The 20884-nt window shown below is 67.4% G+C and carries 23 protein-coding genes and 1 other RNA gene; 12 read left to right on the forward strand and 12 right to left on the reverse strand.

The annotated features are described in order from the left end of the window. The first annotated feature begins 183 nt into the window (after positions 1–183). Together ACESLR_RS06240 and ACESLR_RS06245 are read left to right on the forward strand one after the other, a co-directional pair. Positions 184–1575 (forward strand): replication-associated recombination protein A, encoded by a 1392-nt coding sequence (locus ACESLR_RS06240; RefSeq protein ID WP_373025465.1) that lies wholly within the window; start codon positions 184–186, stop codon positions 1573–1575. Continuing rightward, complete coding sequence (locus ACESLR_RS06245) at positions 1572–2318, forward strand: TVP38/TMEM64 family protein (RefSeq protein ID WP_373025464.1); 747 nt, start codon at positions 1572–1574, stop codon at positions 2316–2318. Before ACESLR_RS06240 ends, ACESLR_RS06245 begins: the two co-directional genes overlap by 4 nt. Here ACESLR_RS06245 and ACESLR_RS06250 read toward each other — a convergent pair. Further along, entirely contained in the window at positions 2253–2810 is a 558-nt protein-coding gene (locus ACESLR_RS06250; RefSeq protein ID WP_373025463.1) for a TMEM165/GDT1 family protein, read from the reverse strand. The two genes, ACESLR_RS06245 and ACESLR_RS06250, sit on opposite strands and share 66 nt — an antisense overlap. A gap of 169 nt (positions 2811–2979) precedes the next feature. Between ACESLR_RS06250 and ACESLR_RS06255 the strand changes: the two genes are divergently transcribed. The 6 genes from ACESLR_RS06255 to ACESLR_RS06280 all read left to right on the forward strand — a co-directional run bounded on the left by ACESLR_RS06255 (position 2980) and on the right by ACESLR_RS06280 (position 6342). Next, positions 2980–3222, forward strand: a complete 243-nt coding sequence (locus ACESLR_RS06255) for an RND transporter (RefSeq protein ID WP_373025462.1) — start codon at positions 2980–2982, stop codon at positions 3220–3222. 90 nt (positions 3223–3312) lie between these two features. Then, entirely contained in the window at positions 3313–3669 is a 357-nt protein-coding gene (locus ACESLR_RS06260) for a DsrE family protein (RefSeq protein ID WP_373025461.1), read from the forward strand. A gap of 238 nt (positions 3670–3907) precedes the next feature. Continuing rightward, positions 3908–4849, forward strand: coding sequence for an aldo/keto reductase (locus ACESLR_RS06265; RefSeq protein ID WP_373066838.1), 942 nt, complete (start codon positions 3908–3910; stop codon positions 4847–4849). 133 nt (positions 4850–4982) lie between these two features. Then, positions 4983–5642 carry a DUF6064 family protein gene (locus ACESLR_RS06270; protein ID WP_373025459.1) on the forward strand — a complete coding sequence of 220 codons (660 nt, stop codon included), beginning with the start codon at positions 4983–4985 and terminating at the stop codon, positions 5640–5642. A gap of 77 nt (positions 5643–5719) precedes the next feature. Continuing rightward, on the forward strand, positions 5720–6013 hold the full coding sequence (locus ACESLR_RS06275) for a type II toxin-antitoxin system RelE/ParE family toxin (protein WP_373025458.1): 294 nt from the start codon (positions 5720–5722) through the stop codon (positions 6011–6013). An 11-nt stretch (positions 6014–6024) separates the two neighbouring features. Next, positions 6025–6342 carry a HigA family addiction module antitoxin gene (locus ACESLR_RS06280; protein ID WP_373025457.1) on the forward strand — a complete coding sequence of 106 codons (318 nt, stop codon included), beginning with the start codon at positions 6025–6027 and terminating at the stop codon, positions 6340–6342. A gap of 328 nt (positions 6343–6670) precedes the next feature. On the opposite strand, the gene ACESLR_RS06285 is transcribed toward ACESLR_RS06280, so the two are convergent. The 5 genes from ACESLR_RS06285 to ACESLR_RS06305 form a co-directional block, all read right to left on the reverse strand. Then, on the reverse strand, positions 6671–7879 hold the full coding sequence (locus ACESLR_RS06285) for a Wadjet anti-phage system protein JetD domain-containing protein (protein WP_373066842.1): 1209 nt from the start codon (positions 7877–7879) through the stop codon (positions 6671–6673). A 1-nt stretch (position 7880) separates the two neighbouring features. Further along, positions 7881–11264: an ATP-binding protein gene (locus tag ACESLR_RS06290; RefSeq protein WP_373025455.1), complete on the reverse strand. Its 3384-nt coding sequence runs from the start codon at positions 11262–11264 to the stop codon at positions 7881–7883. A gap of 21 nt (positions 11265–11285) precedes the next feature. Beyond that, on the reverse strand, positions 11286–11846 hold the full coding sequence (locus ACESLR_RS06295; RefSeq protein ID WP_373025454.1) for a Uma2 family endonuclease: 561 nt from the start codon (positions 11844–11846) through the stop codon (positions 11286–11288). A gap of 82 nt (positions 11847–11928) precedes the next feature. Beyond that, positions 11929–12564 (reverse strand): DUF4194 domain-containing protein, encoded by a 636-nt coding sequence (locus ACESLR_RS06300; protein WP_373025453.1) that lies wholly within the window; start codon positions 12562–12564, stop codon positions 11929–11931. After that, positions 12561–14012, reverse strand: coding sequence for a DUF3375 domain-containing protein (locus ACESLR_RS06305; RefSeq protein ID WP_373025452.1), 1452 nt, complete (start codon positions 14010–14012; stop codon positions 12561–12563). The genes ACESLR_RS06300 and ACESLR_RS06305 overlap by 4 nt, the downstream gene beginning before the upstream one ends. A 132-nt stretch (positions 14013–14144) precedes the next feature. Between ACESLR_RS06305 and ACESLR_RS06310 the strand changes: the two genes are divergently transcribed. Next, on the forward strand, positions 14145–14417 hold the full coding sequence (locus ACESLR_RS06310) for a cupin domain-containing protein (protein WP_373025451.1): 273 nt from the start codon (positions 14145–14147) through the stop codon (positions 14415–14417). A gap of 135 nt (positions 14418–14552) precedes the next feature. Here ACESLR_RS06310 and ACESLR_RS06315 read toward each other — a convergent pair whose 3' ends face one another. The 6 genes from ACESLR_RS06315 to ACESLR_RS06340 form a co-directional block, all read right to left on the reverse strand. Next, entirely contained in the window at positions 14553–15230 is a 678-nt protein-coding gene (locus ACESLR_RS06315; protein ID WP_373025450.1) for a glutathione S-transferase, read from the reverse strand. 4 nt (positions 15231–15234) lie between these two features. After that, complete coding sequence (locus ACESLR_RS06320) at positions 15235–15714, reverse strand: EVE domain-containing protein (RefSeq protein WP_373025449.1); 480 nt, start codon at positions 15712–15714, stop codon at positions 15235–15237. A gap of 31 nt (positions 15715–15745) precedes the next feature. After that, positions 15746–16393 (reverse strand): 5-formyltetrahydrofolate cyclo-ligase, encoded by a 648-nt coding sequence (locus ACESLR_RS06325; protein WP_373025448.1) that lies wholly within the window; start codon positions 16391–16393, stop codon positions 15746–15748. A gap of 42 nt (positions 16394–16435) precedes the next feature. Continuing rightward, positions 16436–16621, reverse strand: a non-coding RNA gene (gene ssrS / locus ACESLR_RS06330) — 6S RNA. Positions 16622–16702: 81 nt separating this feature from the next. After that, complete coding sequence (locus ACESLR_RS06335; RefSeq protein ID WP_373066846.1) at positions 16703–17140, reverse strand: rhodanese-like domain-containing protein; 438 nt, start codon at positions 17138–17140, stop codon at positions 16703–16705. 45 nt (positions 17141–17185) lie between these two features. Beyond that, positions 17186–17695, reverse strand: coding sequence for a GlcG/HbpS family heme-binding protein (locus ACESLR_RS06340; RefSeq protein ID WP_373054332.1), 510 nt, complete (start codon positions 17693–17695; stop codon positions 17186–17188). Between the two features lie 134 nt (positions 17696–17829). Between ACESLR_RS06340 and aroC the strand changes: the two genes are divergently transcribed. The 3 genes from aroC to dapB all read left to right on the forward strand — a co-directional run. Then, positions 17830–18933 carry a chorismate synthase gene (gene aroC / locus ACESLR_RS06345; RefSeq protein WP_373025445.1) on the forward strand — a complete coding sequence of 368 codons (1104 nt, stop codon included), beginning with the start codon at positions 17830–17832 and terminating at the stop codon, positions 18931–18933. 45 nt (positions 18934–18978) lie between these two features. After that, positions 18979–20142 (forward strand): MFS transporter, encoded by a 1164-nt coding sequence (locus ACESLR_RS06350; RefSeq protein WP_373066849.1) that lies wholly within the window; start codon positions 18979–18981, stop codon positions 20140–20142. Between the two features lie 95 nt (positions 20143–20237). Beyond that, the coding region (dapB, locus tag ACESLR_RS06355) for a 4-hydroxy-tetrahydrodipicolinate reductase (RefSeq protein ID WP_373066853.1) at positions 20238–20884 on the forward strand (647 nt) is incomplete at its 3' end.

Here is a 20884-nt window from a genome sequence, read left to right on the forward strand (position 1 = left end):
CGGGGTGAAACGCGGTAGCAGAGCGTTCACGTGGTTCCCCGTTCATGGGCCACGGCACCACGCCATGGCCCCATCAATCTTCCAACCTTCCCATCTTCCTGTGAATCGCCCTGGCCCTTCTTCGTGTCTTCGTGTGCTTGGTGGTGAACAGGGCCTTTTCGCCCCAGGGGTTACAATCGGCGCATGAGTGATTCCTCCGAAGGCGACCTGTTCGGCCCGGACGCGGACATGGCAACACCCGAACCCGAGTCCGCGCCGGCCGCGGCAACGCCGGACCCGACCGCGCCGCTGGCCGAGCGCATGCGCCCGGCGCGGCTGGACGAGATGGTCGGCCAGGACCATCTGGTGGGCCCGGGGGCCGCACTGCGCCAGGCGATCGAGCAGGGCCAGACCCCGTCGATGATCCTCTGGGGCCCGCCCGGCTGTGGCAAGACCACGCTGGCGCGGCTGGTAGCCGCGGCCGGTGCGCAACGTCTCGTCACGCTGTCCGCCGTGCTGGCCGGGGTCAAGGATGTGCGCGCGGTCGTGGAGGCCGCGAAGACCCGCCGCCGCAATGGTGTCGGGACGCTGCTGTTCATCGACGAGATCCATCGCTTCAACAAGGGCCAGCAGGATGCCCTACTGCCGCACATCGAGAACGGCACGCTCACCTTCGTCGGCGCGACCACCGAGAATCCTTCGTTCGCGCTCAATAGCGCATTGCTGTCGCGCGCGCGGGTCTACCGCATGGAGGCGGTCGGGGCGGCGGCCGTCGAGGCGCTGATCGAGCGGGCCCTGGACGACGCCGAACGCGGGCTGGGCGGGCGTGGCCTGACACTGGATCCGGAGGAGCGCCAGCGTCTGGCACGGGCCGCGGATGGTGATGCCCGGCGTGCCCTGAACTGGCTGGAGACCGCCTCGGACCTGGCGTGCGACGGCGCCATTACCGGCGACGCGCTGCGGGCGGTCATGGGGGCACAGTCACTGGCCTTCGACCGTCAGGGCGATGCCTTCTACGACCAGATCTCCGCCCTGCACAAGTCGGTGCGCGGGTCCGATCCGAACGCGGCGGTTTACTGGCTCGCGCGCATGCTGGATGCCGGCTGCGACCCGGACTACCTGGGACGGCGTCTGCTGCGCATGGCGTACGAGGACATCGGACTGGCCGCGGTCGGACTGGGTGTGCGGGTGCTGGCCGCCTGGCAGACCATGGAGCGTCTGGGCCGCCCGGAGGGTGACCTGGCGCTGGTGCAGGCGGTGATCGAACTCGCGGCCGCGCCCAAGAGCAACAGCGCCTACGCGGCGCTGAACCAGGCGCGTTCGGCGATCCGCGACACCGGCAGCGCGGGCGTGCCTCTGCACCTGCGCAACGCGCCGACCGAGTTGATGCGCGAGGAGGGCTTCGGCGCGGGCTATCGCTACGATCACGACGAACCGGACGGCTTTGCGCGCGGGCAGATGTACCTGCCGGAAGGCCTCGAGGACGCGCGCTTCTACAGCCCGCGCCGGGACGGTACCGAACGCGCGCTGGCCGAGCGCCTGGACCGACTGCGCGGCAACGCCGGTGAAGGCCCCGGGGACGACGGGGCGCCATGAGGATGCGACACCACAAGCGCTGGCTGACGGTCGCGGCGATCCTGTTCGGGGTCTCACTGGCGTGGATTCTGTTGACCACCGAGTGGCTCAGCCTCGGCTTTCCGCTGGGCGAACTGGAGGCCTGGCTACTTGGCTGGGGCCCTGGGGCCTATCTGGTGTTCGTGGTGGCGTTTGTCGTGCTGGCCCTGTTCCCGCTCCCCAGCACCTTCTGGATTCTGCTGGGCGGGGCGTTGTTCGGGCCATTCACCGGTGGCGCCCTCAGCCTGCTGGCGGCCACCCTGGCGGCGGTCATTGCCTTCCTGCTGGCGCGTACCTGGCTGCAGCCCTGGCTGGTTCCGCGCATGGGACCGCGCAGCGCCCGGCTGCGCGACGATGTGGAGGCCGAGGGCTGGCGCGTGGTGGCGCTGACCCGGCTGGTGCCGGTGTTCCCGTTCGCCCCCACCAACTATGCCCTGGGACTGGTGCGCCTGCCGCTGCCCGTGTTTGCGCTGACGACGGCGGTGGCGCTGATCCCGGGCCTGTTCGCGTATGCCTGGCTCGGGCATGCCACCCGCGAGATGGCGAGCGGGGCCGATAGCGGGGTGCAGCTGGGTCTGGCCCTGCTCGCGGTGGTAGCCCTGCTGTTGCTGCTGCCGCGTCTGGTCCGGCGGATCTGGCTGGGACAGAAGACGCTGCACTCAGATCCAGGCAAGCAGCACCCCAAGGCCCAGGGCAAAGAACAGCAGCGCGGCGAGCGCGCGTAGCAGCCGAAGGGGCAGGTGACACGCGAAGCGCTGGCCCAGCCACACGACCGGTGCATTGGCCAGAACCATGCCGATGGTCGAGCCGATCACGACCAGGATCAGGTTGTCGAAGGTCGCGGCCAGCGCGCCGGTGGCCACCTGGGTCTTGTCGCCCATCTCGACCAGGAAGAACAGCACCGTGGTGGTCCAGAACACGCCGTGTTTCGAGGCCGCGGGCAGATCGTCCTCGCCATCCGGTACCAGGACCCAGGCGGCCATGGCGATGAATCCGATCCCCAGCCCCCAGCGCAGCCAGTCATCCGGCACGCTGGAACCGACCCAGACCCCGGCCAGCGCGGCGAGGAAGTGATTGGCCAGAGTCGCCGCCACGATGCCCCAGATGATGGGCCACGCCTGCTGGTAGCGGCATACCAGGAGCAGCGCGAGGAGCTGGGTCTTGTCGCCCATCTCGGCGATGGCGACGATCAAGGTCGAGACGAGCAGGGCTTCCATGATGGTCTTCCGGGCCGGGGGGCGGCTGCGGACCGCGGTGGTACGGCCAGATGGGTTCCCCCGGGCCTGCCGTGTCGCGCCCCGTGGAGCAGGCGAAAGTGTAGAAGGCTGCCCGGTTACCGGCAAGGACGGGCTGCGCCGTGCGCGGGCCTTGGGTAGGATGCGCGCGATGAAAGCCTCTGTACGCTGGGTTGATCGTGCACCGCTGTGGCTGTTTGCGCTGTTGGTGGCCACGCTGGGCCTGGCCCCCTGGACCCCCGAGCCGCATGTTGCGGAGAAGCTGCGCTGGCTGTTCGCCGGCGAGCTGAATCGGCCGCGGGACATCCTCGACCTGGTCCTGCATGCCACCCCCTGGCTGCTGATGGCCTTCAAGCTCTACCGCAACAGTGTTGTGGAGAAGGGTACCGTCTGACCCGAGTGTTTCCCCGTGGCTTGTGGGAAATCGACGCGGCGATTGCCGGCCGCTACCGTCTCCCCGCTTTTCCAAATCCGGGAGATCCCCATGCGCTTTATTGTTGCCGTGACCGCCGGTACCGACGACCCGACCCGCGCCACCCTCGGCATGATCGCTGCCAACGTGGCCAAGCAGCAGGGCCACGAAGTGACCGTGTGGCTCCAGGGCGAGGCCGTGAACATCGCCAATCGCAACGTGTACGACAAGATTGTCGGCCACAACATGCCGCCGATGAAGGATATTGTGGATACCCTGGTCAGTGAAGGTGTCCCGTTCTGGGCCTGCGAGGCCTGCGCCAAGGGCCGCGACGTCGGCGAACACAACTTCCTGCCGAACGCCGAGATGGCGGGCATGGGCCACTACGTGCAGGCCGTCGCCGATTTCGATCGTTCGATGAGCTTCTGATCGCTCATCCATGCACGCGGGCGGGGTCGTGGGCCCCCGCCCGGTTGTTTACGAGGATGCGTGCGTCCATGCCGACGGCTTGCAGCAAGCGGGTGCGAGCCGGTCGGATCCCTCTCCTGATTTCCTTGTTTTGCGGGGCGGTTCGCCGTGTGGGCGATCCACCGGTGAAAGGCCGCACAGGGAACTTGTGGCGCGGCCGAATGGCCCACGAAGTGGCTCCCTTTCGGTGATACGGACCATGAAGCAACCGTCTCCGCGGCGTTCGCGCCGATCCTTCCTGCGCTGGATGGCCGGGTCCGCGGTGGTGGCCGGGGCGGGGTGGCCCGTTGTTGGCGGGACGGCCGAGGGGCGTAGGCCGCTACGCAAGCCGATCCCGTCATCCGGGGAGGAGATCCCGGTGATCGGAATGGGGACGTGGATTACCTTCAACGTGCCGGAGGATCCGGAAGTACTGGCGGTGCGTACCCGGATCCTGGATACCTTTGTCCGCCGTGGCGGCGGGTTGATCGACTCCTCGCCGATGTACGGGCGTGCGGAGGCAGTGGTCGGTCACGCCCTGCGCGAGCTGGGCCATCCGGAAGGTGTGTTCTCGGCGACCAAGATCTGGACGCGCAGCACCTCGACCGGCCGCGATCAGCATGTGGAGTCCCGGGATCTGTGGGGTGTCGACACCCTGGACCTGCAGCAGGTGCACAACCTGCAGAACTGGGAGGCGCACCTGGAAACCCTGCGCGAGCGCCGTGAGGCGGGGGAAGTTCGCTATATCGGCCTGACCACCTCGCACGGGCGGCGCCACGACGAGCTGGAGCGCGTCCTGCGGCGCGAGGACCTGGACTTCGTGCAGCTGACCTACAACATCCTGGATCGCGAAGCGGAACAGCGCCTGTTGCCGCTGGCACGGGAACGCGGGGTGGCGGTGATCGCGAACCGCCCGTTCCGGCGCAAGGCGCTGATCAACCAGTTCGCGGGGCATCCACTGCCGGAATGGGCGGCGGAGATCGAATGCGAGAACTGGCCGCAGTTCCTGCTCAAGTTCATCGTCTCGCACCCGGACGTGACCTGTGCGATCCCCGCGACCTCGGTGGTGGCGCACATGGAGGAGAACATGGGCGCGTTGTACGGACCCATGCCGGACGCCGGGATGCGCGAACGCATGATCGCCTGGGTCGGCGATCTTTAGATTATCCTGAGGGGGCGTCTGGACGCGTAGGAGCCGAGCCCTCTCGGCGATTGCGGCCTTCCCGGTACCCCCTTTGCCAGAGGAATGGCCATTCCGCACAAACAGTCCTGACGTATGGACCGAGGGGTAACGAATGCTGCCGTTCGATGGACCCACCTGGCTGGCGATTCTGGGCCAGTACAACACCGCGATCTGGCCCCTGCACGGGATCGGCGCACTGCTCGCCCTGGCGGCTGTGGGGCTGGTGGTTCCGGGCTCGCGCCCGGCCGGCCGTGTCATTGGCCTGTTGCTGGGCGTGCTGTGGATCTGGACCGGGGTCGCCTTCTTCGGCGGTTCGCTGGCGCCGTTCCACTTCGCCTCCGAGTGGCTGGCCGGGGTCTTTGTGGCCCAGGGGGTGATGCTGGTGTTCGCGTTGACCCTGATGGGCCAGGCCCGCTTTGGCTGGTCCGGCGGGCTCGCGGGTAGCGGCGCGGTCTTGATGATCGTCTACGCGCTGGTGGGCTATCCCTTGCTGGATCTCGCGCTGACCGGCACGCCCTGGACGCAGCTGCAATATGTCGGCGTGGCCCCGGGGCCGGTGATGCTGCTGACCCTGGGACTGCTGTTGCTGGTGCCGTCGCGTCCGCCCCTGGTGCTGGCGATCATCCCGCTCCTGTGGGCGCTGGTCACCGGCTATATGGCCTGGGGCCTGGATCTCCCCCTGGAATACCTCCCCGCACTCCTGGGGATTGCATCGTTCGCGGTGCTGGTGGCACTTCGTTTCCGGCACAGGGAACGCCGCCTGTTCCGCTAATCTGGTCCCGCACAACAAGGAACCAGTGGACACCTGCTTGCATTTGTGTAGCATGGAGACCGTGCTATCATGCTTCCATGATTGACTCGTTCTATGATCGGGCTTCTGAGGACATCTTCAATGGCATCAATTCGAAAGCCGCTAGAAAATCCTGTCCAGAAAAGCTCTGGAAGATCGCCATGCGCAGGCTTGATCAGCTCGATTCAGTACAGTCGCTCGAAGAACTGAAGGTTCCTCCTGGTAATCGCCTTGAGGCCCTTGCTGGAAGCCGTAACGGCCAGTACAGCATTCGTATCAACGAACAGTACCGAATCTGTTTCGTCTGGGGCGAATCCGGTCCGAGCGAAGTCGAGGTTACCGATTATCACTAGAGGTATCGAATATGGTTCGGATTCCAACGCATAGGGCGCCTACGCATCCCGGCGAAATGCTTCGGGACGAGTTCCTAGTGCCTATGAATATAAGTCAGCGTGATTTGGCTGATGCGATTCATGTTCCGTATCAGCGAGTAAATGAGCTCGTTAATCAGAAGCGCGGCGTCACGCCAAGCACTGCGCTTCGGTTGGCAAAGTTCTTTGGGGTTTCTGCAGATTTTTGGTTGAACCTTCAGATCCGGTGGGATCTTTTTCAAGCGCAAGCCAATGAGGCAAAAGAGCTGGCCTCAATTGAAGATTTTCACCATCTGCAAAAAATGGCCTGACAATGCGCTTAGGCCGTTCGTTTACGTTCGCGCGTTCGAATAAATCGCACTCGCCATGATGTCAGCACTGTCTTGTCCCGCCGGACATGATGCTCAGCCACTTCCGTGCACGAGACAGGGGCGCTTTCTGGCACGGTCTACCTCATCCGTTACCCAAGATAAATTCAAGGGCGATGAGTTCCGACCCGTCGTCCGTCGCGGTGGACATGCCGGAGCTGACTGCGCGAAACGGGTCGTATGACAGTCACGAGCAAAGAGGTGTTTGGAGGCCGGAATGCAGGTTGGCACATGGGTCCGCAGCCAAGAGGCACTGCGGATCATGCATGCGTCAATCGAGGTGCTGGAGGGCCTGGCGGAGCCAGCCGTACGGGATGCGTTCCTGTTCCAGGCGCACGCGTTCGCCCGGGATGTTGTCGCGCAGCATGCGGAATAGTTCGTCCTCGGCGGGGGTGAGACGGCTGAGGTCGCGGGTGTGGCGGCGGTCTTCGGGTTCCTGGCCCCAGAGGTTGTGGTGTGCCTCCAGGGTGTCGCGGTCCATGAGCAGGGATTGCGCCCGGGGCAGATGGGCGCGCAGGCGATCAAGGATAGCGAATCCGTGGGTGTCGATATCGCCCCAGTAGTGGACCGGAAGTCTCCGCAGCCAGGGGAGCCGGTCCAGGTGCTCGACGGCATAGCCCAGCCCGAAGATGACGAGGGCGCGCGCGTGCTCGGGGAAGGCCAGGCCATTGATCTCGTTTTCCGCGATAAATACCCGTTCCACCGGCGTGGCCCAGGCGCAGGGGTCGAGTTGCGCGAGTTCGTCCACCGGGGCACTGAGGTCGCTCAGGCCGTGCAGATACAGGGTCGGGTCGAGCAGTCGGAGCCGGAGAGTTACGGGCCGGGTGCGCAGGCCATAGCGGGCCTCGAATCCGCGGGCTCCGGTGTGGCGGGTGTCGACCGCTGCGGCGGGCAGGACGAGATCCAGCAGTTCGCCGAGCAGGCGCCGGCGCGCCTCGATGAACTTGGTGTCGACCCCGGGGATGTCGAGCTGGCGCAGGTAGAGGCCGGGGCGCGGGTGGGCCCGGAACCATTCCACGACTGTGAGGATGCGATCCCAGGCATCGGCCTGGTCCAGGGTGGTCAGAGGCCGCCGCGCGACCCAGTCGAGCAGGGCCGGGCAGCGCTCGGACGTGGCGGCCACCAGGGCGTCGAACCTTTGGGCATCGCGGGTATGCCCCAGCAGGCGCAGGGCATCGTCGGCGTCGGGGACGCGGGCCGCGCGCGGCAGCGGGTTGCTGCCGTGGACCCGGTTGCGTTGCGTCTCCCACAGGAGTTCGAAGCCGTAGCCGCGCTGGCTGCGTTCGCCCTTGCGCAACTCGGCCACCCAGTCCATCACCCGGCCGAAGTCGGCCGTGACCTCGCGTGGGCGGGGACGGGTCAGGGGGATTTCCAGCGGGAACAGCGGTGCGCCGGTCACGCGCGCGGCGAGGATCTCGCCGCGCTCCCAGCGCCGTTGTAGCTGCCGGAGGATTCCGGCGGGCCGCGTCCAGTCGCCCATGTCAGCCTGCAGTGCCGGCGGCTCGGGCCGCCTTTTCCGCCTGGTATTCCTCGATGGTCAGGTTGCGGATCAGGGAGCGGGCCCCGTCCGGGGAATGGACAAAGCCGACACTGGCGACATGTGGTTCGATGATGTGGATCTTCTGCAGTGGCGTGACGATCAGGAGCTGGAGCTTGAGCCGCTCGAACAGTTCCAGGCCGAATCGCGCGGATTCGTCGGAGCCGCGACCAAAGGCCTCGTCGATCACCACGAAGCGGAACGAGCGGCTGCCCCGGGTGCCTTCCTCCAGCCCGAATTGGTAGGCGAGGCTGGCGGCGAGGACGGTGTAGGCGAGCTTTTCCTTCTGCCCGCCGGACTTGCCGCCGGAGTCGGTGTAGTGCTCGTGGGACGCATCGTCCTCGCGCCAGCGTTCCTCGGCGGAGAAGGTGAACCAGTTGCGTACGTCGGTCACCTTGCGCCGCCAGCGCCGGTCCAGCTCGGCCGTGCCCTCGCGCCCGCGCAGGCGTTCGATGATCGCGCGCACCTGCAGGAACCGGGACTCGGAGTAGTCGGCCTCGCCCTGTGCATCGGTAGTGCCGGTGGTGCAGGCGCGCAGATCGCGCTGGAAGTCGCGGATCTCGGTATCCGCGGCGGGGTCGGCCAGCAGGCGGATGTAGCGTCCCTCGTTGAAGTCGATGCCGTGCAGCGAGGCGTTGATGGTGTCGACGCGTTCGCGGATCGATTCGCGCTGGCGTTGCAGCTGGCTGTGGAACTGCGCGACCTCGCGAATGGTGTTCTCGTTGAGCAGTTCCTTGAAACGTTGTTCGAAGCGCGGCAGGTCATCGCCCCGCAGGTGCTCCAGCAGGCTGGCGTATTCGTCGGCCGCGTCCAGGTGGGCGTCCATCTCGCGGCTCTCCAGCGGCCAGCGATGACGAAAGTCCGCCATCGCATTGACGACCCGTTCCGCCAGGCGCTTTAGCTGCCGCTCGTCGCGGTCAATGCGGCTCTGCAGCCAGGCGCGCATCTCCGACTGGGCGTTGTCGCAGGACTCCACGGTCACGCGGCGATCGCCCAGCGCCTCATCACGCAGCTCGTCCAGGCGCGGGAAGACGGCCTCGCGCTGGGTGGCGGTCGCACCGGCATGCTGCTCCCGGGCGGCCGCCAGGGCCTCCTGTGTGCGTTCCTGGCGTTCCTGCAGCCGGCTGCGCTCGTTCTTGAGCCGGTCGAGCTCCTGTTCGTGTTCGCGGATCGCCTCTTCCAGGGACTCGAGCTCGGTCTGCAGGGCACGCAGGGTGTCGGATTCTTCCTCGAGGCGGCGTTTCTCCTCTTCCAGGGCCGCGATCTCGGCCACCAGGGCCTGCCAGTCCAGCGCCTGGAAGTCGTCGTAGACCTCCAGCTTGCCCAGGGCCACGCGACGCTCGTTCAAGGTTCGGGATTCCTGCTCCAGGGTGGCCAGCTGGTCGGCAATCTGCTGCATTCGGGCCTGCAGGCTCTCGGCCTGGTGCTCCAGGGCGGCGATCTTGTGCTGGTTGCTCCAGCCGAGGATGTAACGCGAGCGGTCGTCGATGCGGTGGCGGTCGTCCTTCTCGTGGCGCTCGCCACCGGCCTTGGTCTGGCCGGACCGGGTAATCGCGCGCGGTTCGCGGCGGAAGCGTTCCAGGTCGTCGCAGCAGGCGTAGTCGAAGCGCCGGGCGAGTTCCGCGGCCAGCCACGGGTAGAACGCCGAGTCCGGGTGGATCGCCAGCTTGTGCACTAGCGATTCGGAATGCAGCCGGGCGGCGCCGGAATCGCGCTCGACCGGCTCGCGGACCCGGTAGTAGACCAGACGGCCGCGCAGGTGGGTGCGGTCCACCCAGTCGGCCACCGTGGAGTAGTGCCGGTCGGGTACCAAAAGGGACAGGCCGAAGTTGTGCAGCAGGCGTTCCGCGGCCCCTTCCCAGTCGCGCTGTTCCTCCAGGACCTGGATCAGTTCGCCGGCGAAGGGCAGGGTGGCGGTGTCCAGGCCGGTGGCTTCGCACAGCCGCTCGCGCAGCGCGAGCATGCCGGAGGGGATGCTGGATTCGCGGTCGCGCAGCGATTCCAGTTCGGTCTCCAGTGCCTCGTGCTGTTCCCGCAGCTGGCGGAAGTCGACCTCGGCCTCGGTGCGCGTATTCTGCAGTTCGCCCAGGCGCGCATCGACCTTTTCCGTCTCCGCGTCGACGCGCCGGCGGTTGGCCAGAAAGGTATCGGCGTCGCGCGCCTCGGGCAGTTCCAGGGAATGGACCAGGGCGTTGTAGCGGGTGGCTCGCTGGTAGCGTGCCTTGCGTTCCTCGTCCTTTTCGCGGATCTCGCGGGCCAGGGCCTCCAGGCGGTCGCCGCCGTGCGCGGCGATGTCGCGCTTGAGGTCGTCGCGGCGTGCCAGTTGTTCGCTGCGCTGCCGGGTCTGCTGGGTGATGCGGGTATCCGCGCGGGCGACATCGGTGGCCAGTTTCTCCAGGCGCTGTTCCAGCAGTTGTCCCTTGACCCCGGCGAACCACGGTTCCAGGGCCTCGCGCGCCGCCCGCCATTCGTCCGCCCGACGCGCCAGGTCCGCGTGTTCGCGCGCCCCGGCGACCAGCGGCTCCAGGGCCTCGATCTGGGCGCGGGCGTTGACCACCGCGTCGTGCGCCCGGTTGAGGTCGTCGAAGTGGCCGATCAGGGCATCCACCTTGTCGTCCACCGGGGCCGCTTCCAGCATGTGGGTACGCACGAACTCGGTGAGGTTGCCGACCGATTTCATGGAGACGGTCTGGCTGAAGAGCTCCAGGGCCTGCTCGCCACCGATCCCGAAGTGGCGGCGAAAGGCGGCGCCGTAGGGCGGGAAGCTGTCGTGCACCTGGACGCCTTCGGTGGCGCGCAGACGCTTCTTCAGGGTGTTGAGGTCGGGGCCGAAGTCGGCGAAATCTTCGGCGATGCCGAGGCCGCGTTCGGCGATCACGTAAAAGCGCTGGGGCTGGCCCTGGTCGCGGATCCAGAAGACCTGGGCGAGTGTGATGGTCTGGTCGAACCCCTCGTTGTGGAAGCGCCCGAGGATGACCGAGTAGCTGTTGTGGTCGCGCAGGGCGACCGGGCGGGCATTCGCTCCGGTGTCGTCGCGTTCCGACTTGTAATGGCCGAGCACGTAGGAGCGCAGGGAGCGCTCCTTGGCCTCCGCGCCGGCTGCCTTGTTGTAGGTGATGCGCTGAGCGGGCACCAGCAGGGTGGTGATGGCGTCCACCAGGGTGGACTTGCCCGACCCGATGTCGCCGGTCAGCAGGGCGTTGTCGCCACCCGGCTCGATAGACCAGACCCGGTCGTGGAAGGTGCCCCAGTTGTACAGCTCGACCCGGTGCAGGCGGAAGCCTGCACGCTGGTCACTGGCGGCGAAATCGAGGAGTTGCTCTTCCATGGGGTGCGGGTGCCGGGCGAGTCAGTCGGCCCACAGGCCGTCGGGATCGAAGGTGATGGCATCGAAGGGCGCGATGCAGACCGGGTTTTTTTGTTCGAACGCCGCGAGCAGCAGCCAGTGGCCGTCGTGGTTCGCATAGGCCTCCAAGGTTCGCAGCTCGGGGTCGATCAGCCAGGCGTGCTGTACCGCATGTGCCGCGTAGATCGGGAGCTTTTCCACCCGGTCCATGCGAGCGGTTGCCGGCGAGAGGACCTCGCACACCCAGTCCGGCGGCAGTTCGAACCAGGCCGTCTCCGGAAGGCTCGGCATTCGAGTGCGTCCCCAGCCAGCCAGGTCCGGGACCAGCACATCCGCGCCGAGATGCAGCTCGGGCGCGTCCAGGATCCACCAGCCGCCCGGGCCGCCGCGACCGCGGTCGAACGGGCCGTCGAGTTCCGCCCCCAGGCGCGAGCTGGCCCGGGTGTGCCGGGGTGCGGGTCGCGGGCTGGTGACCCGCTGGCCGCGGATCAACTCGGCGACCTGGTTGGGGTCGGCGCGGAGCAGGTCCTCGTAGGTCGCGTTGCGGCTGACGGCATCACCCATGAAAGGTCTTCCTGCGCGCAGTCGGATGGCCCTGCATTGTAACGTTCTGGTCCCTGTCGAGTGCCATTCGTCAGCGTTTTTTTCAGCGGTCGGACGGGTCGGAGGCCGAGCCCTCGGTGTGCCCCTCGGCGTGTGCGCGGTAGGCGCGCAGGCGTTCGTCGAATTCGCCCAGCCATTGCGCGTCCACAAAGGCCTGCAGGATGCGCTGCACCTCGTAGCGCTGTTCCTGGCCGCGCAGGCGGCGCAGGAAGCCGAGCTCCACCGCCTTGTTGATGTGGTTCTCGACCCGGTCCAGCAGGCGGGCCTCGTTGGCGGTCTCGGGCAGGAAGATGCGGATCAGTTCGGCGATCTCCTCGCGGCTCAGGACCAGACGGGTATCGCCACCGGTGGCATCGTGCTCGGCGAGCTTCTTGCGCAGCAGCGCCAGCAGCAGGCTCACGGGATAGCTCAGCTGGCGTCGGGCCACCAGGCGCGGCAGGTCGGGTGCCTCCTCGTCGCGCGGGCGCTGGGCGAGATAGGCGTAGCCCTCGGCCTCGTCCAGCATCAACTCCAGCCCCAGGACCGCCACGTAGTCGCGCACGCGTGCTTGCAGGTCCAGCAGCCCCTGCCAGGCCTGCGGGGCGGCGTCGCGGTGAAGGACACCGCGGAACAGCGTGACCAGTACCAGCGACAGGCGATCGTCGCCCTCGATGGCTGCTGTCCGGGCTTCGTCGTTCATTGGACTCCCTCGCGAGTGAAGAGGATTACCGGCAGGCGGGCCCGTCGCTGTTGGCCATCCGGGTCGATCCAGGTGACGGATTCGCTGCGGGTCTCGTCGATCACAGTGTGTGGATCCTCGGTGGCGATCGCCAGGTAGGTCACCAGCTCGGCCAGGCCTTGCTCCAGTGGGTGGGCCTCCAGCACCGTGGAGAGACTGGCGGGCGAGTGTCGGTGCAGGGCATGGCGGATGTGTCCGCGCAGGAGATCACGATCCACCCAGGCCTGTTCGAACAGCGCGGCCGGGTCGATGTCGGTCTCGCCGTCCATCAGGACCGTGTCCTGGATGTCCGGCTTCAGCGGCGGGACGAACAACGGGCGTTCCATGGGCAGTTCGACGCTCGGACCCGGTTCGTCCAGTTCCATGACACCGCCACCGGGGGGGGACGCGCGCAGGGCCAGGGCCTGCTGCTCGACGTCGCGGATCAGGTCCATGATGCGCCGGTTTTCCAGCCAGGCCTGATCATCCAGGAAGCGGCGCAATTGCTGAGAGAGCCGGGCGACCGTGCGCTGGGTGGTTTCGCCGGCTTCCAGCCAGTCGTAGTGGATGCGTCGGATCCGCGGGTCGGGCCGTAGTTCGGTGACAGGTTCGAGCTGCAGTGCGCGTTCCAGCAGGTCGCTCAGTTCTTCCTGGCGCGCGGGCGACATCAGGAAGTCCCAGAAGGCGCTGAAGCTGCGGCCCTGGTCGGACTCGGCGATCGCATCCTGCTCGCCGAAGATGTCGCCCAGCAGGTCGCCCCGGGTGCCATCCCAGGTGGCAATGCGTTCGCGGACCTGGCGATCGAGGTCGCGGAAGTTCTGCTCGACCTGACGAAAATCGGCCAACAGCCCGCGCGCCGTGCCCTCGGCCTGCAGGAAACGTTCGCGCAGTCGGGTGGGGTCCAGGCGTTCCAGTTGTCCGTCGCGCAGGTTCTGGATGCGTGCGTCCAGCTCGGCACGCTGGCGTTCCAGTTCGAGAAGCTGGGCCTGCGGGTCGGTCTCGGCCCCGTGGACGAGTTCCCGCAGCAGGTCGAAGACCATCCGCAGGCGTGACTCCGCACCCACGAACTGCGGGCGTTCCTCCAGCGCCGCGACCCAGTGGATGGCCTGCTCGGTGGCCGGCATCAGGTCGAAGTGGGGCTCGTCGCTCTGTTGCGGGTAGTAGCGGCGCAACCAGCCGCGTTCGTCCGCGGCCCAGTCGTTCAGGTAGTCGCGTGCCGCCTTGGGATAGAGGCCCTCGCCTTCCTGGTTGCGCAGGTGGAACAGGTAGTCCTCCAGCTTGCCGACCAGTTCCTGCTCGCTCAGGGCGCGCGCGTTGGACTCGATATAGGCCTGGTGCAGGAAACCCAGGATCAGCGGGGCATTGTCCGAGGTCAGCAGGCGCCAGCCCGGATGATTGCGCCGCAGGTACTGGATGTGATCGTGTTCCATGCTGCGGCAACCTAGCCGGATCGAGGGCCCGGGGCAAACCGGGGGTGCCCTGCCCGTCGCGCGTGATGGCATGCGCGCGGCCTCCGGGCTCCGGCAGAATGGGCAGGACGGGTATCCATACGGGAGAACGATATGTCGATCGAAGTGATTCATCGCCCGGACCACGACTATCTGGAACGCCTGGGGGTGTTCGACTGGCCGGTCTGGGAGAAGGAGGTCTCGACCTTCCCCTGGCACTACGACGAGCGCGAGGTCTGCTACATCCTGGAAGGCCAGGTCACGGTGACCCCGGACGGCGGCGAGCCGGTCACGGTCGGCGACGGCGACCTGGTGACCTTCCCCGAGGGCATGGACTGCACCTGGGAGATCCACCGCGACATCCGCAAGCACTACCGTTTTGGGTGAATGACTCTGGCCTGCGCTTGGGCCGGGGTCCCTGCGAGATCGCCACGTCGCTGCGCTCCTCGCGATGACGACGAGTCTGAGTGCTGTGGATGAGGGACGCGGGGCATGGCCCGTTGAAGGGTTGTCGCCAACAGGTCAGCGGGCGAGCCAGTGGGTGTCGAGGGGGGTGTGGAAGATCTCCTCGACGCGGCGCAGGTAGTAGAGCATGTCGACCGGCAGGTTGATGCCGTCGTGCATCTGGAGCGGGTAGAGGTCGGCAGCGATCACGCAGTCGGCGATGGACGGGTGGCCGAGGTAGAAGCGGTTGGCGGCCAGGTGCCTGGCCAGTTCCGGCAGGTGGCTGAGTTTGGCGAGCTGGTTGTAGCCGTCGTAGCGGTCGTTGGCCAGTTCCTCCAGCGACAGGCCGAAGCGGTGCTGCACATGCGCCTTGAAGTCGGCCAGGGCCTCGGCGCTCTCGCCGATGCCGTGAAAGCCCGGCGCCAGCGGGGCGTAGAGTCGGTCCAGCACGATCTCCACCTTGGCGCGCCAGTCCACCAGGGCCTGCCAGGCGTCCTCGGCGATTACGCCGTCAGAGAGTGGCTCGCCGCTCGGGAACAGGTGGTCGATATCGCGCAGTGCCGTGACGGTGTCGGTGTGCAGCGTACCGTCGTCGGTTTGCAGGATCGGGGACCGGCGGGCCACGCCCAGTTCGAAGAAGGTCTCGTCGTCGAACCAGTCCAGCGCGCGGGTCTCCAGCGCGACGCCCTTGTAGCCGCAGGCCAGGCGCAGGCGGTCGGCCTTCGCGTCGTGCGGGAAGTGGTAGAGCGTGGCCACGCGGTTACTGTCCTCGATGGGTATGGCCGCGCTGGGCGTGGCTCAGGATGAAGTCCCACTGGTCCTGGGTGATGGGCATCACCGACAACCGGTTGCCGCGGCGCACCAGCGGGCAGTCCTCGAGCTGCGGCTGCTGCTTCAGCCAGTCCAGGGTGATGATGTCGCCGAATTTCTCCTCGAAGGCGACGTCCACGCGCAGCCAGCGCGGGTTGTCCGGGTCGCTCTTGGGGTCGTAGTGCGGGTCCTCGGGGTCGAAGGCGCAGGTGTCCGGGTACGCCTCTTTCTCGATGCGCAGGATGCCGACAATGCCCGGGGGCTTGGCGTTGGAGTGGTAGAAGAAGGCGAGATCGCCCTTCTTCATCTCGTCGCGCATCATGTTGCGCACCTGGTAGTTGCGGATGCCGTCCCAGGGCTCCACCCCGACGCGCTCCAGGTCGTCGATGCTGAACTCGTCGGGCTCGGACTTCATCAGCCAGTAGGCCATGCGGGCTCCTCGTGCCAAATGAGGGATGGGGTCAGGTATGCGTATTGTGCCGCGCGCGGTCTGGAAGCGCATGCCAGCCCTGCTCGGTGACGACGCCGTCCAGCGGGACGTCCCAGGGCTGGCTGGGCAGCGCCGGAACGCCCTGCAGCGAGTGGGCCACGCCAATCAGTTTCGGTCGGCGGATGCCGAAGCGGCGCCGGGCGAAGTAGCGGTCGTAGTAGCCCGCGCCCATGCCCATGCGGTTGCCGGCCGTGTCAAAGGCGACCAGCGGCATCAGCACCACCTGCATCTCGCGGCGCCAGATGCGCGGGGCATCCGGGCAGGGTTCGGCGATACCGAAGCCGTTGTGGCACAGCGCATCGCCCGGGGCCCAGGCGTGGAAATGCATGCGCCCGGGACGCTTGTCATCCATTACCGGCAGGGCAATGCGGGTCCCGCGTGCGGCCAGGGCGACGGTGAGAGCTGTCAGGTCGACCTCGCCGCGCAGGCCACGATAGGCGCCCACGCAGCGCGGCTGCCAGCGTTCGAACCAGCGCAGCAGGTGCTCGCAGATGGCGGCGGAGTGCCGGTCGAGCTGGGCGTCCGACAGCGCGGTGCGCGCGCGGCGCAGGCGCAGGCGCAGGGCGCGCAGATCCTCGGGCGATAGCGAATCGTGAACGGAGTCGGTTTCCGCAGACATAAGGGGATCGGTATGGAAAGACGGGGATCAAAAAGAAGTGGACGCGCCCCGCGGGCGCCGGCGTGACCTTTGACCTTGAACCTGAGGTTCAGGTGGGAGAAGTCTCCGAATCTTTAGGCTTTCCGCTCGAAGACGGACCTGCACAGCGAAACGGAAGTACTCGGTCCCGTGGTGAAGAATTAAGGCTCAAGGGTACCACCGGGCCACAATCGAACGCCGCAGTAACGCGTCCGGTTTCATTATGGACCAATCCCCCGGGGGTGCGCGCAACCCCCGTCACAGTAGGGGATCCACGCGGACACGAATGCTTCAGCACTGCTCCCAGGGCAGGCCGTGGTAGCGCCAGCCGCCGCGGGTGGAGCGCCGGTGGTGCTCGTCCAGCGGCCCCTCGAAGCCTTCCTCCACCGAGAAGACGTTCTCGATCCCGGCATCCACCAGGGCCTGGCCGGCATCCAGCGTGCGCTTGCCGCTGCGGCAGATCAGGTACAGGGCGGGGGCCTCTGCGCTGTGATCGCTGACACCGCCCAGCAGCAGCTTGCGGACCTGGGGCACGAACTGCGGGTTCACGGTCCAGTCGGGTTCGTCGATCCACGGGATGTGGACCGACCCGGTCGGATGGCCGACGAACAGGTATTCCATGGTCGAGCGGACGTCGATCAGCAGGTCGCGCGGGCGCGCCTGCAACCGCTCGTAGGTCTCCACCGGCGAGATGCGTTTCGGGGCCGGGCGGGGGGTGTCGGGGGGCATCGTGTTTTCCTGGGGGCGGGCGCCGGTCCTTGGCACCCGGTGTGGTTACATCACGAAGTCGAGGCGTTCCTGGACCTGGTCGATCCCGGCCTGCGCGCATTCCTCGTCGAGGTCGCCGCCCGGGGCGCCGGAAACGCCCACCGCACCCAGCATGCTGCCGGCGGCTTCGATCGGCAGGCCGCCGGCCAGCATGATCATGCCGTCGACATGGTTCATCTCCATGCGGATGTCTTCGCGGTTTTCGCGGAAGTTGGCGGACGTGGTGCCGGACATGGTCACGGCACGGGCCTTGTCCCCGGCAATCTGGATGGTCTGCACGCCGGCCATGCGATCGCGCAGGACCACCTGCTCGTTGCCGGACCGGTCGACCACGACGACCGCGGTCTGATAGCCCTCCTCGCGGCAGGCCTCGACGGCGCCCATGGCGATGTCGTTGGCCAGTTCGAGCGTCATGAACCGCTGGCTGTAAACGTCTTCGGCCTGCGCGCTGCTGGCCAGGCCCAGGCACAGGGCCGCGATGGTGCCAGTGGCGAGGCGGGTCAGGGATTTCGACATGGTGTCCTCCTTTCTGATGATGGGTGTCATACGCTGAGCATGGCAGAAAGGGGACGCACTTGCCGAGCGTGCCATTCCGGCCGCTGGGCGGGGGAACAGGCGACAGCCGGCTTGCCCGCGGCTACACTACGCGCATGTCGGGAAACAGCTTTGGGCGACTGTTCGTCGTCAGTACCTTTGGTGAAAGTCACGGGCCGGCCCTGGGCGCGGTGGTGGACGGCTGTCCGCCCGGTCTGGAGCTGTGCGAGGCGGATCTCCAGTTCGACCTGGATCGCCGCCGCCCGGGGCAGTCGCGCCACACCACCCAGCGCCGTGAACCGGACCAGGTGCGCATCCTCTCGGGGGTGTTCGAGGGCCGCACGACGGGTACGCCGATCGGTCTGCTGATCGAGAATGTGGACCAGCGCTCCAAGGACTACAGCGAGATTCAGGATCGCTTCCGTCCCGGGCATGCGGACTACACCTATCACCAGAAATACGGGGTGCGCGACTATCGCGGCGGCGGGCGCAGTTCCGCGCGCGAGACCGCTCTCCGCGTGGCGGCCGGCGGGATCGCCCGGCGCTATCTCGAACAGCGCTACGGCATCACCATCCGTGGCTGGCTCTCGCAGCTGGGCCCGATCGAGCTGGAAGCGAAGCAGCCGGAGATCGCGAACGACAACCCGTTCTTCTCCCCGGACCCGGGCAAGGTGCCGGAGCTGGAGGAGTACATGGACGCCCTGCGCAAGTCGGGCGACTCCATCGGCGCGCGGGTCACCGTCGAGGCCACCGGCGTGCCCGCCGGCTGGGGCGAGCCGGTATTCGACCGCCTGGATGCCGAGCTGGCGCATGCGCTGATGAGCATCAACGCGGTGAAGGGCGTGGAGATCGGCGCGGGCTTCGAATCCGTGACCCAGCGCGGCACCGAGCATCGCGACGAGATCACCCCCGAGGGCTTTCTGTCCAACCACGCCGGCGGCGTGCTGGGCGGGATCAGCACGGGCCAGGCGGTGCGGGCCAGCATCGCCATGAAGCCGACCTCCAGCATTCGTCTGCCCGGGCGCAGCATCAACACCGCCGGCGAGCCGGTGGAGGTGGTGACCAAGGGGCGGCACGACCCCTGCGTGGGTATCCGCGCGACCCCGATCGCCGAGGCGATGATGGCGCTGGTGCTGATGGATCACGCCCTGCGTCACCGTGGGCAGAACGCCGACGTGGCGGATACCGGCCTGGCGCTGCGCGACCATCCCGACGAATGACGCGGCCATGCGGCCGTATCCTCGCGAACCGGTAGCGGATCTGCCATGGCCGTGACGCAGAACGCGCGCCTGTCCGCGGTTTACTTCTTCTATTTCGCCAGCCTCGGCGCGTTCATGCCGTTCTGGGGGCCGTATCTCTCCGAGGAGGGGTTCAGCGGCGCCCAGATCGGCGAGCTGATGGCGATCGTGCTGGCGACCAAGATCATTGCGCCCAACGTCTGGGGCTGGCTGGCCGACCGCGCCGGCGCGCACATGCCGGTGGCCCGCTGGGGCGCGCTGGGCGGGGCGGTCGCTTTTGCCGGTGTGCTGCTGTACACCGGGTACTGGTGGCTGGCGGTGGTGATGGCCGCCTACAGCTTCTTCTGGAACGCGATCCTGCCGCAGTTCGAGGCCACCACCATGCGGTCGCTGGGGCGGGATGCGCATCGGTATGCGCTGGTCCGGCTGTGGGGCTCGGTCGGCTTTATCGTCGCGGTGGCCGTGCTGGGCTGGGCCTTCGACCGGATTGCCGTGGCCTGGCTGCCGTGGATCGTGCTGGCGGTGCTGATTGCGGTGGTGGTGGCGTCGCAGTTCGTGCGCGAGCCGGCGCGCAACCACGAGGAAGACAACAACGCCCCGCCACTGCTGGCGGTGTTGCGCCGGCCGGAGGTGATCGCGCTGTTCGTGGCCTGCTTCTTCATGCAGGCCAGCCACGGGCCGTACTACGCCTTCTTTACCCTGTATCTGGAAGAGGCCGGCTTCTCGCGCTCGGTGGCGGGGCAGTTGTGGGCGCTGGGGGTCGCCGCGGAGGTGGTGCTGTTCCTGCTGATGCCGCGTCTGATCCTGCGCTTCGGCGCCTGGATGCTGGTCTCCGCGGCGCTGGTGCTGACCACGTTGCGCTGGGGGCTGCTGGCGGCGGTCCCGGATTCTCTGCCGATGCTGCTGTTCATTCAGATCCTGCATGCGGCGAGTTACGGGGTGTACCACGCGGCGGCGATCTCGCTGATCCACTACTTCTTTCCCGGGCGGTTGCAGGGTCGCGGGCAGGCGCTGTACTCGTCGCTGGCCTTCGGACTGGGCGGGGCGATGGGCTCGCTGGTGGCCGGCTACCTGTGGGACGGCATCAGTCCGGGCTCGGTGTACGTGTTCGCGGCGTTCCTCGCGGCGGCCGGCGTGATTGCTTCGGTGTACGGGGAATGGCGCTTCCGCACGCCGGTTCGCACCCTCTGAATCGACCGAGTGAGGGTGGCGCCACTGGCGCGGACAGTCGAAGCTTCGTAGGGTGCGCGTAACCCGATGGACCGATAGCACTGGATGGAACAAAGATGATTCGAATTGCGATTGCGGGCGCCGGCGGGCGCATGGGCCAGAACCTGGTGCAGGCGGTGGACGAACATCCCGATGCCCGGCTGGGTGCAGCCAGTGAACGCCCCGGCAGCGAGGCGCTCGGCCAGGCCGTCGGCCAGGAGGGCCGGGTACGCCTGGTCGACGATCTGGCGACGGTCACCGACGACTTCGACGTACTGATCGACTTCACCGCGCCGCAGGCCACCATGCAGCACCTTGATCTGTGCGCGCGCTCTGGCAAGGCGCTGGTGATCGGGACCACCGGCCTGGACGCCGAGCAGGAGCAGCGCCTGCGCTTGGCGGCGGGGGATCTTCCGATTGTCTATGCCCCGAACATGAGTGTCGGGGTCAACCTGACCTTCAAGCTGGTGGAGCTGGCCGCGCGGGCGCTGGGCGACAGCGTGGACGTGGAGATTCTGGAGGCGCATCACCGGCACAAGGTGGATGCGCCCTCCGGTACCGCGCTGAAACTGGGGCGCGTGGTCGCGGAGACCCTGGGCCGTGATCTGGAGCAGGACGCCGTCTACGGGCGCGAGGGCCAGACCGGAGCCCGTGACCGGCGCACCATCGGGTTTGCCACGGTGCGTGGCGGCGACATCGTCGGCGAGCACACCACGCTGTTCGC

The sequence above is a fragment of the Thioalkalivibrio sp. genome (assembly GCF_041685615.1).
In the GTDB taxonomy this organism is placed as follows: domain Bacteria; phylum Pseudomonadota; class Gammaproteobacteria; order Ectothiorhodospirales; family Ectothiorhodospiraceae; genus Thioalkalivibrio.